Origin of the sequence: Sphingobacterium suaedae, assembly GCF_042684625.1 — a bacterium.
GTDB classification, from domain to species: domain Bacteria; phylum Bacteroidota; class Bacteroidia; order Sphingobacteriales; family Sphingobacteriaceae; genus Sphingobacterium; species Sphingobacterium suaedae.
Genome location: NZ_JBHULR010000007.1, coordinates 15,428 through 31,283, shown reverse-complemented (window position 1 = coordinate 31,283; position 15,856 = coordinate 15,428). Strand labels below are relative to the sequence as shown.

Below are 15,856 nucleotides of genomic sequence, written 5' to 3'. Positions count from 1 at the left end.
TGACGACTTAACTGCCGGAACTTTGTCGGGTCAGGGTGACGGAGTGCGGAGATTTCAAATCTACTCGAAACATATATGACACAAGCAGCAAAACGGGAAATAGTATTCCTGTCCACTTTTCCACCACGTGCCTGCGGAATAGCAGCGTATACCACAGATCTTATGACGGCGATTGCTGATCAATTCTTGCAGAGCTATTTGCAGGTTGCTATACCAATAGAAAAGGACGATAAAAGTCTTTCATATGATTTCGCGAGTGATCACGTGCTCAATATATCTGATGAAGACTCTTTCGGAACGTTGTTGACCTATCTTAACAAGTCCGATAAAATTGACCTGCTCTTCATTCAACATGAATTCGGGCTCTTCCGAGACCAAAACCAGACGTTTTATGAATGGCTCTCCAACATAGAAAAGCCTGTCATCGTCACGTTCCACACTGTATTGCCGTGCCCTGAGGAGAAGCTTTTTAAGGAGGTAAATGCTATAGCTGAGGCGTGTTCTAAGATCGTGGTAATGACCTACCATTCCGCGGATATTCTTACTAGAGACTATCAAATCAACCCCGATAAGGTCATTGTTATCCCTCACGGTACACACCTGACACCGGCGACAGACAAGAATGAGATACGCGAGCGATTTGATCTTACAGGAAGGAAGGTCCTCAGCACCTTCGGTCTTTTAGGACCGGGCAAAAGCATCGAAACAACTCTGGAAGCTTTGCCCAAAATCGTAGAAAAGAATCCAACGGTCATTTTTCTTATTTTAGGGATGACGCACCCAACGTTATTTCAGTCCGAAGGCGAACAGTATCGTCTCCTACTCGAAGAACTGGTCGTTACCTATGGGATTGCAGGTAATGTACGATTCGTAAATGATTTTCTATCAACAGAGAATCTACTTTCTTATCTTTTGGTGACAGATGTCTACCTTTTTACCTCCAAAGATCCATTACAAGCCGTAAGCGGTACATTTTCCTATGCGCTGAGCTCTGGGTGCCCGATCGTATCGACACCGATACCACACGTACTCGAAGTGTTAAAGGAAGATATGGGCATTATAATAGATTTCAATGCGCCCTTGCAACTGGCCAGTGCAGTAAATCAGATTCTGGACGACGCAACGCGTTTGGACAAGATCCGGCATATCAATATACAAAAAACGGTAGCCAGTTCGTGGACGAATGTTGCCATAGCGCATATGGAACTATTCGAAGGTCTTATCGGAGGAGGGAGGAAGGTTATTTATTCCCTGCCACCTGTTAACCTTGACCATTTGCTCCGTATGACGACAGACATCGGGATAGTACAATTTGCTGATATAAGTTCGCCTGACCTGGAAAGCGGTTACGCACTCGATGATAATGCGCGAGCACTAATAGCGATATTATACCACTATAAAGCCTATCAGGCATACGAGGACTTGGCTTTGATCCGAACATATCTGTATTTTATTTCTAGATGTTTGCGGGAAGATGGCACCTTTTTAAACTATGTGGATAAGCAAGGACGTTTTACCGAACAGAACGGACAGGAAAATCTAGAAGATGCAAATGGTCGCGCCATTTGGGCCTTAGGTGAGGTTTTGGGAATGGCTCCGCTACTCCCCGAAGCGTTCACCAAGGTTGCTCGCGATCTGATGAAACGCGCCTCGGTAAATTTTTTACGCTACTACTCGACAAGATCCATGGCTTTTATAATTAAGGGGCTGAGCTGTGTAGCGGATCAGAGCTATCATACTCAAGTGGATATACTGGCAGCACGCTTGGCTGCGATGTTCGAACACGAAAGCAGGGACGGGTGGCATTGGTATGAGGCCTACCTTACCTACGGAAACAGTTGCATTCCCGAAGCTATGCTTTGTGCCTATGAAATTACCGGGAAACCAGAATATAAGATCGTCGCCTACCAGTCGTTCGAGTTTCTGCTTGGTCAGGTGATGGCAGATGACGGAATACACGTCGTTACAAACAAGGGATGGGCACACCGCGAAAAACCTCGAAATGATGGTAAGGGTGGAGAGCAGCCCATAGATGTTGCATATACCATCATAGCACTTGACCGGTTTTATCGGACGGATCACAATAACCGATATCGAGAAATGCTGGTAAAATCGTTCGAGTGGTTCCTGGGCAGGAATCATATCAGACAGCACATCTATAACCCCATTACAGGTGGGTGCTTTGACGGTCTGGAAGAAAAAGTTGTTAATATCAATCAGGGCGCAGAATCGACGCTTAGTTATCTCATGGCGAGATTAATTATGGACGGCTACATTCAAAAGAAAGAGACTTGCGAAATTTCATCACTGTAATTATTTGAAAATCAAATATTATGCGTATATTTAAAAATAAAGATTCGCATTAACTAAAATTCCTTTCGCGGATACGATATGAAAATAAAACGTACTGTTTTATCCTGAAAATTTTGTCGGTTTACTGACAAAAAACCTTCTCTTTAAAGCACGTAACATCTCTGGTTAAATTAACAGGCAACAGGGCGCCAATTGGCTACCTTCATGTCTATATTGTCGAGCAAGCAGCTGGGACGAGTCAAGCTAACAATGCCATAGTAAACGTAAAAAAATATACATCATGAGCAAAGATCAAAAAAAAGCGAAAAGCACAAAAGAGAAGACACAGTCTTCTTACCAAAAAGAAAAAGACAGCGCGTCCAAGGACACCGTGACTAATGTCTTCAACAAAAAAAAGAAGTAATAGGTTGACGGCACAGCCGTTAACCGTTTATTTATTATCATTACAGCACATGAGAACAAAGACAAAATTCAGCAATGTAAATACACTATTTTCAAAATCACTCAAAATGCGTATCAACGCCTATTTTAGCGCGCACGGGAAGCTGCGGACCGGGGACTGGAGAATCATACTGAAGGCTGTTATACTTTTGGTGGCGCTATCCATAATGTATACGTTATTGGTAGTCGTGCAACCACACTGGGCCGTCAGCACGCTTTTGTGCGTAGTCCTGGGAATCAATTTGGCAGCAATAGGATTTAACATTATGCACGACGCCGGACATAACTCGTTCTCCCGTAACACGAAAGTAAATACTATTCTCTCATATAGTTTGAACCTTGTAGGGGGCAATATCTATTTCTGGAAACTAAAACATAATGTTGCGCACCATAGCTATACTAATATTGACGGGGAAGATCATGATATCGAAATTAAGTTCATGCGTATCCATCATGATCAGCAACTACGTAAACATCACAAATATCAGCAATTCTACTTTATAGTGCTGTATGGCTTATCCTATCTAGCCTGGATTTTCTTTCAGGATTATGAAAAGTACTTCCGTCGAAGACTCGGTAGGAATTCCGATAAATTTCCTTTTCCGTTAAGGGAAAAACTTATCTTTTGGGTTAGTAAGATGTTTCATTTACTAATATTTGTTGTCGTGCCCGTGATGGTGATAGGGTGGTTACCGACATTGGTAGGACTGCTGGTTGCCGGAATGGTATGCGGAGTTTGTTTAGCGACTGTTTTTCAGCTAGCACATGTTGTTTCAGGAACCGAATTTAAAACCGTCGAAGCCGCTAAGGTAGAAGAGGAATGGATGATTCATCAACTCCAATCAACTGCTAATTTCGCCACAAACGATAGAATACTTACCTGGTTATTGGGCGGGTTGAATTTTCAGGTCGAGCATCATCTTTTTCCTAAAATAAGCCATGTTCATTATCCAGCAATTAATAAGATTGTGCGGCAAACATGCGACGAATTCCATGTGAAATATCTCGAATTTCGATCTTTCAGGCAAGCATTTAAATCACACGTGCTCGTGTTGAAGTGCATGTCCGGGCCGGTTAGCTAGGAATCCAAAAAATCAAAACACTAAAAAATAAATACTATGCAAAAAGGAACTGTAAAATTCTTTAATAGCACTAGTGGGTTCGGCTTCATCACACCCTCAAACGGGGGGAAAGATGTGTTCGTTCACACGACGGGTCTGATCACTGAAATCCGTACAAATAATGAGGTCACTTATGAGCTTTCCGGTGACAGTAAGCGCTCGAACGCGATAAATGTACGGGTTATAGAACATCGATAGACGGTGGATGATCATAGGTTAGCTCAGCTCGGATCGACCGTTGGAACACGGCTGGTTCATACTTGCTGTAGGACCAGCAAAAATACCATAACCAACAGACAATTTTTTCAAGGGCGTAATGGTTATCACGGTGACCGATCAGTTGGGAACCGAACAAACGCAGATGTATAAAAAAGATACGAATGAAATACAAAAAAATCTACATGAAAAACGCTTTGTCTAACAAGCCATAGCAATGTTTTGTTTCAGTTTCAAACGAGAAGGATCTTTTGTGCTGTGCTTGAAAAGGCGGCCGAAGAATGTTTTGGTGATCAATAGAGGTAACAAAATTTAAGATATTTGCGTTTCTCTTTGCGCGAGTCGTCCCATGGCGGAGCTGCTCAAAGGGAGGGGCGACTGTAGGGGCTCGCTCGATTACAAAAAACGGAGTGGATTTAACCCGCTTATTAGACAGAAGCAGGATAGACCTTAGAAATTCGATCTTAATGTGCCTATCTGTAATGGCAATAGATAATTTGGAATAAGGATAAAAAAAACACCTGACTCCGAAGGGAACTCGGTTTACGACATTATTCCGGATAGTTTGACTTTGTTTATTTTGAAATCGTCGTAAAACATACCGTTTATGTAGCGTTTTGTCGGATAAAAAAGACCTTCTGGTATCTCTCCGAAATATGTTCTATAATCATTCGATATGGCAAACAGGTGTGAATGCTTGCCTCTGCCTTTATTAACCTTCTGCTGTGTTCAGGGAACTGCTTATTTCATGTTTAACAAAACCGCATATGGGAGTACTTGTTTCCAAGTAATACGACTCTACAAAATAAGCCCGTTTATCCCGTATGTGTTGTTGCGTTCGCTCGCCCGGTTGGACCATCTTAGGCCTTCGGAGGTGGGAAACATCAGATAATACGCAGCCAGCACCAGTAACTTTGGTAATGTCGATAACATAACCTAAATCAACACGTAAAAACATGCTTTCCCGATAGATACCAAAGGCCATTTCGGTGATCTCCCGGTCAGCATAATCCAAGATATTTGAGGACCTGCCATATTTCCGATCTCAAGTCCACTGAGTGAGGGGGAAGTTCGTATTCGGCGCAGTTTATACCGGGCGTAAACTTCGTGTCTTCTCCATATTGTTTGTATATCACTTAATGAGATGAATATACTAAATAAAAAAGTTCTCGCTTAATATTTGAGTTTTAACTCTATATGCTATCCGATGCGGAAGATCTCTGAAACTTGCTTATAACCTTCTGCGAGAGATTCGTGAGCTCCGACAAACTGTCTGCCAGACTTTTTTTTGTGGGTATGCGGACGCCGTGTAAGATATCGTTACGTAGTTCTTTCGATCGATCCAGTGCCACCGTTTCTTCCTTGCTCAAACTCCCATGATGCTTTATTGTTTTAAGGACATCGACCGTTGTGTGCTTATGCTCTATTTCTTCGGGGAAATATAGTCTCGCTACATCGTTTTCGAGTTTTACCCAACACAGAATATAGGCTTCGCAATTGGATATTTTACGATCGGCAATGCCGAGGTTTTTAAGGTAAGTCCTAAGCTCTCCCCGGCTATGATTCCGATAGTTAAACAATAACATATTGAGTAATTGGTCGGTCGCCGAATCTTTAGAACTGATATCGATATCATTGATGAATTCAATGAATTGATCAGTGTCTAACTTTTTTATAGTGCTCAGATAATTGTTAAGCAGTGAAGTATCGCCAATTCTGATTTTACTTTTATATTCTTTATCAAATGCACTGATTAGAAAATTGGTTAACTCGTACTTGTTTGTAATGTCGCTCTTCCGTTTCGTACGTTCTGCCATGGCAGATTGCAACCTTTCCAAGGCGATTTCCCCGCTCAATACCATACCGTTTATCTCGTCTAATATAGATAACTCCTCTTTTGATAGATCGCCAGAGTAAGGCTTATAGACAAGATCGTGTTCAACTTCTGACCATGCATGCATTAAAACCGAAGCAACTTGGATTTCTGCAATTATATCCCTGTTTTCACCGGAAAACCTGACCCTATAATGGGTCGCCCAATAACCAGAAAATCGCTTCGCGTGTTTGGGGGTATGTGCTTCGGTTGGAAATATTTTTTTCTTTTCAACGTTGAATATATCGGTGATTATTTCGTCGATGATGTCCCGTTCTGAAGGGAAATATAAGGACACACGTATCCCCGCCAGATCAATTACATCCTCTAGAATGTCCGTTTTAGAGTGGTAGTGTTTAACAACGTTTCGCTTGATTAGCTTATCTTTTAGTCTGTCTTTTTTTTTAGCCCTAAAGGTAACGATCGCTTTGATTCCCCTCTTGAAAAGCTGATCTTCAATTTGCTCGGCGATCGATTGAGATTGTCGTTGGTAGTAGTCCGGCTCGTAGTCTCTTATAAAATCATCGATTAGTTTCATTGTTGGCGCATCATGGTTATGACCTACACAAGGACGCAGCAAACCTAAGCTGCACCTGCCAATAATGGCAAAACTTGATTTTAAGTCTTATGCTTAAAGGAACAAGTAGCGCGAAGAATAGTTTTAGAAGCCAGAAAGGTGAGCTACATTTTCTTCCGTTATCATCAGAATTCGATCCTGTAATTGGACTTCCGCATGATAGTTGCATAAACTTCGTCCATAAATAACAAAGTCTGAAGGTTTCTGTTGTATTTCCTTTCTTCAAACAAAAGGCTGTAAATCCCTTCGGTTTCTATGGAGGTAAATATAAATTTTGAAAGTTGCAACCATGAGGGCTTGGGCGGTTCACATTTAACTTGACACCTTATAATGTAGCAATCATGTAGTTCTTCCTCGTTATAGCTGATCGTTAGTTCCTTAGCTTGCGCATAAGGATACCGTAAAATGATTTGTTTATCCAAAGTTCAAAAGAGATAATGAAAAGTAGTGGCTTTTGATGTCAGAAATACAATCAAATAAACATACGTTCTGACGATAGCTACAAGTTACGAATTGTAATTGATAAAACCAAAACCTAAGGTAATAATGTGCATATATACGAGATGGAGAGAGATGCATCAGGCAGATCAAATTCAGCATGCTGTTACTTGTTGATTTAAATTACTGATTTTCAATTGTATTTTGTGACTTTATGGCAAGCAATAGATTTATTGATGTTGGAAATAGGATGATAGTACATGCGTTTGTTACCGCATTAGAAGATAAATGTGAGACTTGGATCCGGAAGATTTAACGGATCTGTTAGGCACCATTTCAAGGTATGATAGCTGTTCTTTACTTGACAGCTTAAGAAAGGAATTTAATTATACTGTGCGCTTCGGCGGATTCTATTTCCCGAATACGTTCGGTTGCAAAAAAAGACTGTGGCAACGTGTTCGTTTATTTAGCTAAAATAGAAGGACAGATTGGTCAGGCGCAACTTTCTTACGAAGGCTTGATGTGAGTAAATAGAATATGTCACCGTTTCCAAGATAATTTTCCATGCGTACAGTCTCATTATGCGTCTTCGGATATTTGATACCTCTGCAAAATTTCTTATTTTCGATAGCGGATGAAATAACTTCATTCAGCTATCGCTCGCTAAAAATAAAATGATGAAACCTATTCTTCTAAGTATTACACTATCGTTATTGTTTTTCGTATTACGAGCTCAGAGCCCTTTGAAGCTAGCCATAGCGGGTTTGAGCCACGGTCACGTAGATTGGGTGTTTAATAGGGATGAAAAAAAGGATATTGAAGTAGTCGGTATCTACGAAACCAATCCAGAGTTAATAAACCGGTACGCCTTGAGGTACCAAATAGCTAGATCCTTGTTTTTTTCTGACCTTGGGCGTATGCTCGACCAAGTGAAGCCAGACGCTGTATCTGCTTTTGGTGCTATCAGCGAGCACATAGACGTTATAAGGATCTGTGCGCCCAAGAAGGTGCACGTGATGGTTGAAAAACCATTAGCCACCACATTCTCAGAGGCACAGGAGATGCAGAGGTTGGCAGAGGAACACGGTATTCATGTACTGACAAATTTTGAAACATCATGGTACCAGAGCAACCAAGAAATAAAGACCTTATTGGAAGGAGACGAGCTGGGCGATATTCGGAAAGTAATGGTCAACGATGGCCATCAAGGGCCAAGAGAAATTGGTGTCAGCGATGAATTTTTGGAAATACTGACCGATCCACAAAAAAACGGAGCGGGAGCGCTAGTCGACTTTGGCTGTTATGGCGGAAATCTGATGACCTGGCTGATGGAGGGCAAACGGCCCATTTCGGTAACAGCAATTGTTCATCAGAATAAGCCTCAGATCTATCCAAAGGTTGACGACGAGGCTACGATTATCTTGCAATATCCTAAAGCCCAGTGCGTGATCCAAGCATCGTGGAATTGGCCAGTTTCGAGAAAGGATATGGAAGTCTACGGCACCCATGGTTATGCTATTGCCACAGATGCTAAAACGCTCCGTTATCGCTTGGACAACCAAAGGGAGGAGCAAATACGGAAAACTAATGCTAGACAGGTCCCGTTCGATGATCCATTCTCGGTGCTCGCGGCGGTTATCAAGGGTACGGTGGTGCTAGATGAACTGGACCAGTATGCTTTGCCCATTAATGTCATCACGGTTGAAATTTTAGATGCTGCCATACGATCAGCAAGACAGAAGAAAACTATCTATTTAAACAAATAGCCGCTTTCGCCCAAATACCTGTTCCATCATTCGGCCTGTTATGGTTAGTTAACTAGATTTCGGTATAAATCAGCCAGATTTGCTATACCAAGTGTTAAATCTGCCAGGTGTCCTCAGAGTCTAGAATGCCCCGCTTTGGAGATGAGTTCACTACTTTGTTCTACGAAAACCTTTTCGTGTTTTATGCAATCGTTTGTGGTCGGTAATTCAAGTTTTATCTACTTATATTGCCGTTGACCAGGAAGCCGCCCAACGTAAATGGCCGGTTCACATTGTATAAACTTAATTTTTTAACATGAAAAGAACATTTTTTTTTCTGCTGACCTGCTGTCTGGGTGGGTTGCTTACATCCTGCGAAGTTAATGATGGCGGTGGTAATATGCAGCCGGTACCAGCTGATCCGCAGAAGCTGGCCGTTGCCGACTCCGTGCAGCACTTTAATATCTCACCTTCCGCCGCAGCAGAAGCTGACAGGCTGCAGTTCCGCGGTAATCACAACGATATGCAGGCGACAGGATATTATGTCGCACCGAATAGCTCCATTACCCTACATGTGAACTTCAAATCAGGGTCTACTTCCGCACGCTTAGCTATAGGTACGCCCTTTCGCGATAATATCCGGCCGGTGCGTCAGTATTTTGATTTGCAGCAGGGCTCGCATACCTTTACTGTTGATCAATACGGGGGGTTGGTTTATGTCATTTATACGACGAATAACTATAGCGATACTGGCCAGCTCGAACTTTCTTTTGGAGAAGGGTTTATCCCCGTGCCATACTTTCAGAAGGGAAAAACAACACCTCAGCAATGGATGAACACGTTGGATTCGTTGAAAAACAATGTGCCGGACGTTATGTTAGTTTCCGATCACACGATTATGGTGGCTAATATGGACGAGGCCCTGCTTTATAAAGATGAAAATCAGCAGCTTATTGTCGAGCGATTGGATTCCATTATCAAATTTTCCAATTTTATCAGTGGCCTGAATGGCAACAGCGGTGTAAACGCCCTTCCCAAGAACAAGCACTTGATTACTGTCCGAGATTCCGCTTCGGGGGGCTACATGGCTGCCGGTATCGCCATCTATTACACCGAGTCGCTATCTTATCGGATGTTGCAGCCTAGGTATTTGGCAAATACAAACGGTTGGGGGATCTGGCACGAAGTGGGACACACTTATCAACAAAAAGCATGGACTTGGGGTGGGCTAACCGAAACAACAGTCAACGTTTACTCTTTAGCCTGTGAACGCGGTTTCGGTTTACCGGTAAGCCGTATCACGACGAACAATGCGTGGCCTAAACTGGATGCCTATTTTCTGAAGCCTATTGCTGAACGTAATTATAATTCAGGAGATAATGATTTGAAGCTCATTATGTTTCATCAACTGGGACTCGCCTTTGGAGATAATCTATATATACAGCTGAGCCGCACAACACGAGAAAACCGTCCTGTTTTGTCCACTGACGAAGAAAAAATGCGATATTTTATGCTTTCGGCCTCTACAATTGTTCAGAAAGATCTATCCGATTTTTTCAGAAAATGGGGCTTCAAGGTCAATGAATCTGTTTACACGGAGCTTGCCAACCTACAGTTGCCCGCACCTGACCAAGATTTAACTATGCTAAGGGACTAGCCTGGATATAAATGATTTGCGGGCAGCTTGATATTGTCCGAAAATAAGGAATACGCAGTAATACGTTCAGACTTGAAAGGGGCTGAACGTATTCATATTCTGCCCATTCTATAGATGTACGTCCTCTTTGATATCGGTTTAAGATTTTTTGATTCTTAAACTTTTTTCTACTAAATATATAGTTATATTTGTTCAATAGCGTATGAGTAAAAGACAGTTTATTAGCTGAAAATTGGATAATGTATGAACCAAGGTATTACCACATATGTTTTAAACCTTAAAAAAAGAAAAGAACGTTTAAAACATATTAAAGCGCAGTTTTCAGGCAAGGGTGAGTTTTCCGTTCGATACGTGAATGCTATTGAAGACGAAATTGGCGTGTTAGGTCTGTGGAAAACAATCGTTCACGTGATTACTTTAGCCAAAGAAGACGACGAAGAATTGATTATTCTCTGCGAAGATGATCATATTTTTACGGAACATTATCGTTCTGAGATGCTTTTTAAGGCAATACGAGACGGGAGAGCAATTGGAGCAGAGTTGATTATAGGAGGGACTACTGGCGGGTTCAACCATGCCATCCCAGTTTCAGATAACCTGGTTTGGGTGGATGCATATTTATCCAATCAACTTTTGATCATTTACCGGTCACTCTTCGACAAAATCCTTCAAGTCAGAGATTTTGACGCGAAAGCAAACGTGGATAATACACTTTCTATGTTATCCGCCCATAAATTTGCAATCGTTCCATATATTTCCGTGCAGGAGAACTTTAATTATTCAGACGTTACTTTTTATAATAACCTGTTTCCCTCAGAGGTAGCTCAACGTTTTCGGTGGGCGGAAATGAAATTGGTAGAGACGCAAAAAATCTATCACATGTACCATTCGCAGCTAATCAGTAATGAAATAATAGAACCGCAGGGAACAGATGTTTCCTGAGATGGTGACATGTTATCAGTAACAGGTTCTATGATATTAGCTTAGGTTGAAATTCGATACCTTTCCTTCATTGCTAATTTTCTTTACCTTAAGTGTGTTGCGTTTTCTGGAGCAACTACGTTTATATCAGCGGACTAACCGAATAAATTATGAATAAATTCTTCGCTTTTCTTTTTTTTGGAATAATTACTATATCATGTTCGAAATCAAACCTCGAATTTGAAAATGAGTATGAGACAAGCTTGCGTAGGTGGGAAGCTTTTAAAGAGAAAAGTAACAACAGTTATAAGTACACAACATATTCTGTTAGCTGGACCGGCTGGAATACGGAAATTACAATCACGGTTGATCAGGGAACGATTATGCAAGTTGATTTTATTGTGCCGCAGCTCGAGCAGGTAAAGCGCCCAGCCGAAGGATGGTCCTCCAAAATTTTTTCCGAAGCGCTTCGAAAAATGGGCTATACGGAAGAAGAGATCGAGCAACATGAAGCTAATAGAACATTTCAGACAATAGAATGGACAGAGGACATAACCACCCTAGGAACACATGGAGATTATTACCTACGAACTATAGACGACATTTATCGGAAAGCCAAGGAAGAGTGGCTCGTAAAACGTGCGGGTATCACTAACTATTTTGAATCAGAAAATGAGGGTATAATATCAAGAGTCGGCAGTTACAAGGAAGGATGTATGGATGACTGTTTCAACGGTGTCCGAATTAAATCTATAGATCGTAAGTAGTTCCTTTTGCATACAGCTTTCAATTTGTGAGACAAATGCGATCTTTAGTTTTACAGAATACATCTGCCCGAAAAAAAGATATAATGGATCAGCTGTTTAAATCTAGAAGACTATATCCGTGTTTATAGTTGGCGATTGCATGGCGGCAATGATCTGACCAATTCCGATGTTGAAGGAAAGGAACCGTTAGCGCCATGGGCAGGAATGGCGCTAGCAATCAGTTTGTTCCTCAATACACACATAAATGGGAGGCTTCCCAGAAAGGACAATTCAAATCAAGCCGATTTTCAAGGGAGCTGAACAGGACCCTAATAAGAAAATTGTGTGGGTTTCTTTAACAAGTGTTGGACAGCAGACTGTCTATTTGGATGAGATTACCCTCACAAGCGATCCCACTAAACCGTAACAAATTCAAAAACAAACGGGGCAGCCACGACGTTCTACGCATATGGCAGCATTGCATGAATACAATAAAAAACGAGATTTCTCGAAAACAAAGGAACCAAAGGGTGCGCCCGCCTCTTCCGGTAAAAAATTGCGGTTTGTGGTACAACGGCATCATGCCTCCCGCTTACATTATGACTTCCGGTTAGAAATGGACGGCGTACTGAAAAGTTGGGCCGTACCAAAAGGTCCGTCGTTGAATCCTGCAGACAAACGGCTCGCGATGATGGTGGAAGATCATCCGTATAGCTACCGAACCTTTGAAGGGGAGATCCCGAAGGGCAATTACGGATTCGGTACCGTAACGATCTTCGATGAGGGGTTTTATAAACCATTGGAAGGAGGGGGCGAAAAAGAGTTGCTCGATGGACTAAAATCAGGCAGCTTGAAGATTGTGGTGGATGGGAAGAAGCTGAAGGGGGAATTTGCACTGGTCAAGATCAAGAGTAACGCAGATGAAAATGCTTGGCTCTTGATCAAGCATAGAGACAAGTATGCCGTCGATAAAGCCTATGATGCGGAAGATAGCGTGAGTGCCGCAGTCAAAGAGAAAGGCAAGACTTTCCGAAAATCAGCCTCTACGAAAAAAAACGTCAAGAAGAGAGACGTATCGGCTCCAACGTCACCTGAAGAATCTGCCGGTAAGGAGCAAGATACCAATGAATCGTTCGATTCACCGATAATTGCGCCCATGTTAGCTACGCTCTCCGAACGAGTGCCAGACGACTCCCCTTGGCTTTTCGAGCGTAAACTCGACGGCTTTCGTGCCATTACCGAAATAACGGGAAAATCGATAAACGTATGGTCGCGCAACGGGTTAAGTTTTAATAAGAAATTTCCAAGCATTTCGCATCTGTTTGACGAGATTTCCGTACAGGCAATTGTTGATGGTGAAATTGTTGCCGAGGACGCGCGGGGCCGGTCTAACTTTCAATTATTACAGCATGGAGAGCCTCTGCCCAGTAGCTACAAATTAAAATATTACGTGTTTGATCTTCTTGCACTGGACGGTAATGATATGCGTGAATTTTCGGTAACCGAGCGCAAAGAAGTGCTGAAGCTGCTCATTAAAAAATGGAATCGGCCAGGATTGGTGTTGGTGGATTTCTTGAACGATGATCTGACGACCGCCTTACGTTTGGCTAAAAAAGAGGGGTGGGAAGGGGTGATCGCTAAGGAGGCTGATAGTCGCTACGTGTCGGGCAAGCGGTCGTCACTTTGGCGTAAAATAAAGGTTCAGCAATCGCAAGAAGCAATTGTGGTCGGCTATACGAAACCTAGCGGCAGCCGCGCCTCGTTCGGTGCATTGGTGCTGGCTGTAAATGGTGATCCAGGACTGACCTATGTGGGTAACGTCGGAACCGGTTTCAGTGAGAAACTCCTGAAAGAGCTGGGTGAGCAATTAAGCGGGCTGAAGAAAACAAATAAGCCGTTCGACAAATCGGTTGATGTTGCAAATGAAAATAAAGTGACTTGGGTGGAGCCTCATTTGATCGCAGAGATTGAATTCTCCGAATGGACAAAGGATGGCCACTTGCGGCACCCGGTGTTTAAAGCACTCCGAAGCGATAAAAACATACAAGATATTAAGCGTGTAGAACCTATACGCGACATGCTGAACGAAGAAGAACGCAAGTTCGGACGCAAAATACTAAAACTCACAAACCAGAAGAAAATATACTGGCCCGATGAACAGATCCGGAAGGGGGATTTAGTAGCTTATTATGAACAGGTAGGTGAATTGATGCTCCCTTTTTTGAAAGACAAACCTATCTCGATGAACCGCTACCCAAATGGCATTGCCGAGCCGAGTTTTTTTCAGAAAGACCTGGATAAATCCAGTGTTCCGAATTGGTTGAAAACAGTAGAGCTGTCGTCCGAAAGCACGGGCGGTACGGTTAATTATTTAATTTGCAACGATATCCCCACGTTGTTGTGGATTGCGAATATGGGCTCTATAGAAATCAACCCCTGGTTAGCATCCTACAAAAAGAAGTTAAATCCTACATTCGCGGTGTTGGATATCGATCCAAATGGTGTCGACTTTTTAGAAGTTATTGCTGTCGCAAATACCGCAAAGGATATCCTGGATGCCGTTGGCGTGCGCAGCTTCGTGAAAACCTCCGGGTCAACGGGCTTACATATTTATATTCATGTCAATGCTCAATATGACTTTGATGTAGCCCGGGACTTCATTCAAATGCTGGCCGAATTGGTGCATGAACAACATACCGATACGACGAGTTTGGAGCGTTCTCCCAATAAGCGGAAAAACAAAATCTATTTAGATTTTATGCAGAACAAGAGAGCTCAAACCGTTGTAGCTCCATATTCGGTGCGACCTAAGCCGGGAGCTACCGTGTCGTGTCCGTTGGACTGGTCTGAAGTGCAAGAGGGGCTAACGATAGAGCAATTTACGATGGATACCGTATTGGAACGTGTGGCAACGCATCACGACCCCTGGGCAGATATCTTTGTCTCGAGAGCGAATCTAAAAAAGGCGTTAAATGCCTTCTAGGCCAAACTGGCTTTTAACTTCGCCAATAACTCCGATGCTTTGGTGTTTTCTTTGTCTACATTGATCTTCCGTATTGTCGCACGTTTTCCTTGCGCTTTTTGCTTGATGATTTTTAATAGCTCTTTACTGTATTCATTTTTGTAACCAGAAATATCAAAGTCAGAACTGTTCTGCTTAATCAGTTGCGTAGCCATGTCCATCTCTGGCTTAGACAAACGGGAACTTGGTATTTTCAATTCACCGCTATCACGTATTTCTTCTTCAAAGCGGAGCTTGTTGAGCAGAAGCATACCGTCGTGCGGACGCACAATGGCAAGATTCTCAACCGTACGCATAACAAATGTACTTAGACCCACGGTTCCCGTTTTTTCAAGCGCTTTACTTAGTAAGGTATAAGCCTTCTCGCCACCTTTCTGTGGTTCCAGGTAATAGGGCGTGTCAAAATAGATGCTGTCAATGTCTTTTTCTTTAACAAAGGTCTGTAAGTTGATCATTTTGTTTTTCTCAGGCATGGCGTCCTCGAAATCAGCTTCCTCTAAGACGACATATTTATCCTTTAGCAAGTACCCTTTCACAATATTGTCCCATTCGACCTCTTTGCCCGACTTTTCGTTGACACGCTTATAACGTATATTCGCCAGGTCTTTCCTGTCCAACATGTCGAAATCCAGTTGGCTGCTTTGCAATGCACTAAATATTTTTATCGGAATATTGACGAGCCCAAACCCGATAGCTCCAGTCCAAATAGCTCTCATAAAATCATCTATTATTTCTTCTCTTAATATAACCATATGGGGCGAATAAAGTTTTTGTGTTAAAAAATCG

Annotated in this window: 12 protein-coding genes; 9 read left to right on the top strand and 3 right to left on the bottom strand. The window is 42.4% G+C overall.

Annotated features, from left to right (window positions below):
• The first annotated feature begins 75 nt into the window (after positions 1–75).
• From ACFSR5_RS14975 to ACFSR5_RS14960, 4 genes are all read left to right on the top strand, one after another.
• Positions 76–2,313 (top strand): glycosyltransferase, encoded by a 2,238-nt coding sequence (locus ACFSR5_RS14975; protein ID WP_380905231.1) that lies wholly within the window; start codon positions 76–78, stop codon positions 2,311–2,313.
• Positions 2,314–2,593: 280 nt separating this feature from the next.
• Positions 2,594–2,716: a hypothetical protein gene (locus tag ACFSR5_RS14970; protein ID WP_380905229.1), complete on the top strand. Its 123-nt coding sequence runs from the start codon at positions 2,594–2,596 to the stop codon at positions 2,714–2,716.
• A gap of 49 nt (positions 2,717–2,765) precedes the next feature.
• Positions 2,766–3,836, top strand: coding sequence for a fatty acid desaturase family protein (locus tag ACFSR5_RS14965; protein WP_380905227.1), 1,071 nt, complete (start codon positions 2,766–2,768; stop codon positions 3,834–3,836).
• A 36-nt stretch (positions 3,837–3,872) separates the two neighbouring features.
• Positions 3,873–4,073 carry a cold-shock protein gene (locus tag ACFSR5_RS14960; RefSeq protein ID WP_380905225.1) on the top strand — a complete coding sequence of 67 codons (201 nt, stop codon included), beginning with the start codon at positions 3,873–3,875 and terminating at the stop codon, positions 4,071–4,073.
• Positions 4,074–4,803: 730 nt separating this feature from the next.
• On the opposite strand, the gene ACFSR5_RS14955 is transcribed toward ACFSR5_RS14960, so the two are convergent.
• Positions 4,804–5,106 carry a hypothetical protein gene (locus tag ACFSR5_RS14955; protein WP_380905223.1) on the bottom strand — a complete coding sequence of 101 codons (303 nt, stop codon included), beginning with the start codon at positions 5,104–5,106 and terminating at the stop codon, positions 4,804–4,806.
• 178 nt (positions 5,107–5,284) lie between these two features.
• Positions 5,285–6,502 carry a hypothetical protein gene (locus ACFSR5_RS14950; RefSeq protein WP_380905221.1) on the bottom strand — a complete coding sequence of 406 codons (1,218 nt, stop codon included), beginning with the start codon at positions 6,500–6,502 and terminating at the stop codon, positions 5,285–5,287.
• A gap of 1,151 nt (positions 6,503–7,653) precedes the next feature.
• On the opposite strand from ACFSR5_RS14950, the gene ACFSR5_RS14945 reads away from it, so the two are divergent.
• The 5 genes from ACFSR5_RS14945 (at position 7,654) to ligD (ending at position 15,031) form a co-directional block, all read left to right on the top strand.
• Positions 7,654–8,745 carry a Gfo/Idh/MocA family protein gene (locus tag ACFSR5_RS14945; RefSeq protein WP_380905219.1) on the top strand — a complete coding sequence of 364 codons (1,092 nt, stop codon included), beginning with the start codon at positions 7,654–7,656 and terminating at the stop codon, positions 8,743–8,745.
• A 295-nt stretch (positions 8,746–9,040) separates the two neighbouring features.
• Positions 9,041–10,381 (top strand): M60 family metallopeptidase, encoded by a 1,341-nt coding sequence (locus ACFSR5_RS14940; protein WP_380905217.1) that lies wholly within the window; start codon positions 9,041–9,043, stop codon positions 10,379–10,381.
• Between the two features lie 243 nt (positions 10,382–10,624).
• Entirely contained in the window at positions 10,625–11,323 is a 699-nt protein-coding gene (locus ACFSR5_RS14935) for a hypothetical protein (protein ID WP_380905215.1), read from the top strand.
• Between the two features lie 149 nt (positions 11,324–11,472).
• Positions 11,473–12,069: a hypothetical protein gene (locus ACFSR5_RS14930; protein ID WP_380905213.1), complete on the top strand. Its 597-nt coding sequence runs from the start codon at positions 11,473–11,475 to the stop codon at positions 12,067–12,069.
• 448 nt (positions 12,070–12,517) lie between these two features.
• The gene (gene ligD, locus ACFSR5_RS14925; RefSeq protein ID WP_380905211.1) at positions 12,518–15,031 is read left to right on the top strand and encodes a DNA ligase D; all 2,514 of its coding nucleotides are present in this window, start codon (positions 12,518–12,520) and stop codon (positions 15,029–15,031) included.
• Here the strand turns inward: ligD and ku are convergent.
• Positions 15,028–15,786, bottom strand: coding sequence for a non-homologous end joining protein Ku (ku, locus tag ACFSR5_RS14920; RefSeq protein WP_380905314.1), 759 nt, complete (start codon positions 15,784–15,786; stop codon positions 15,028–15,030). The genes ligD and ku overlap by 4 nt on opposite strands.
• Positions 15,787–15,856 lie beyond the last annotated feature (70 nt).

Excerpts from the sequence above, each read along its gene's own strand:
- ligD (WP_380905211.1), top strand. The coding sequence starts at position 12,518 with ATGGCAGCATTGCATGAATACAATAAAAAACGAGATTTCTCGAAAACA.
- ku (WP_380905314.1), bottom strand. The coding sequence starts at position 15,786 with ATGAGAGCTATTTGGACTGGAGCTATCGGGTTTGGGCTCGTCAATATT.
- ACFSR5_RS14935 (WP_380905215.1), top strand. The coding sequence starts at position 10,625 with ATGAACCAAGGTATTACCACATATGTTTTAAACCTTAAAAAAAGAAAA.
- ACFSR5_RS14930 (WP_380905213.1), top strand. The coding sequence starts at position 11,473 with ATGAATAAATTCTTCGCTTTTCTTTTTTTTGGAATAATTACTATATCA.
- ACFSR5_RS14970 (WP_380905229.1), top strand. The coding sequence starts at position 2,594 with ATGAGCAAAGATCAAAAAAAAGCGAAAAGCACAAAAGAGAAGACACAG.
- ACFSR5_RS14960 (WP_380905225.1), top strand. The coding sequence starts at position 3,873 with ATGCAAAAAGGAACTGTAAAATTCTTTAATAGCACTAGTGGGTTCGGC.
- ACFSR5_RS14975 (WP_380905231.1), top strand. The coding sequence starts at position 76 with ATGACACAAGCAGCAAAACGGGAAATAGTATTCCTGTCCACTTTTCCA.
- ACFSR5_RS14945 (WP_380905219.1), top strand. The coding sequence starts at position 7,654 with ATGATGAAACCTATTCTTCTAAGTATTACACTATCGTTATTGTTTTTC.
- ACFSR5_RS14965 (WP_380905227.1), top strand. The coding sequence starts at position 2,766 with ATGAGAACAAAGACAAAATTCAGCAATGTAAATACACTATTTTCAAAA.
- ACFSR5_RS14950 (WP_380905221.1), bottom strand. The coding sequence starts at position 6,502 with ATGAAACTAATCGATGATTTTATAAGAGACTACGAGCCGGACTACTAC.
- ACFSR5_RS14940 (WP_380905217.1), top strand. The coding sequence starts at position 9,041 with ATGAAAAGAACATTTTTTTTTCTGCTGACCTGCTGTCTGGGTGGGTTG.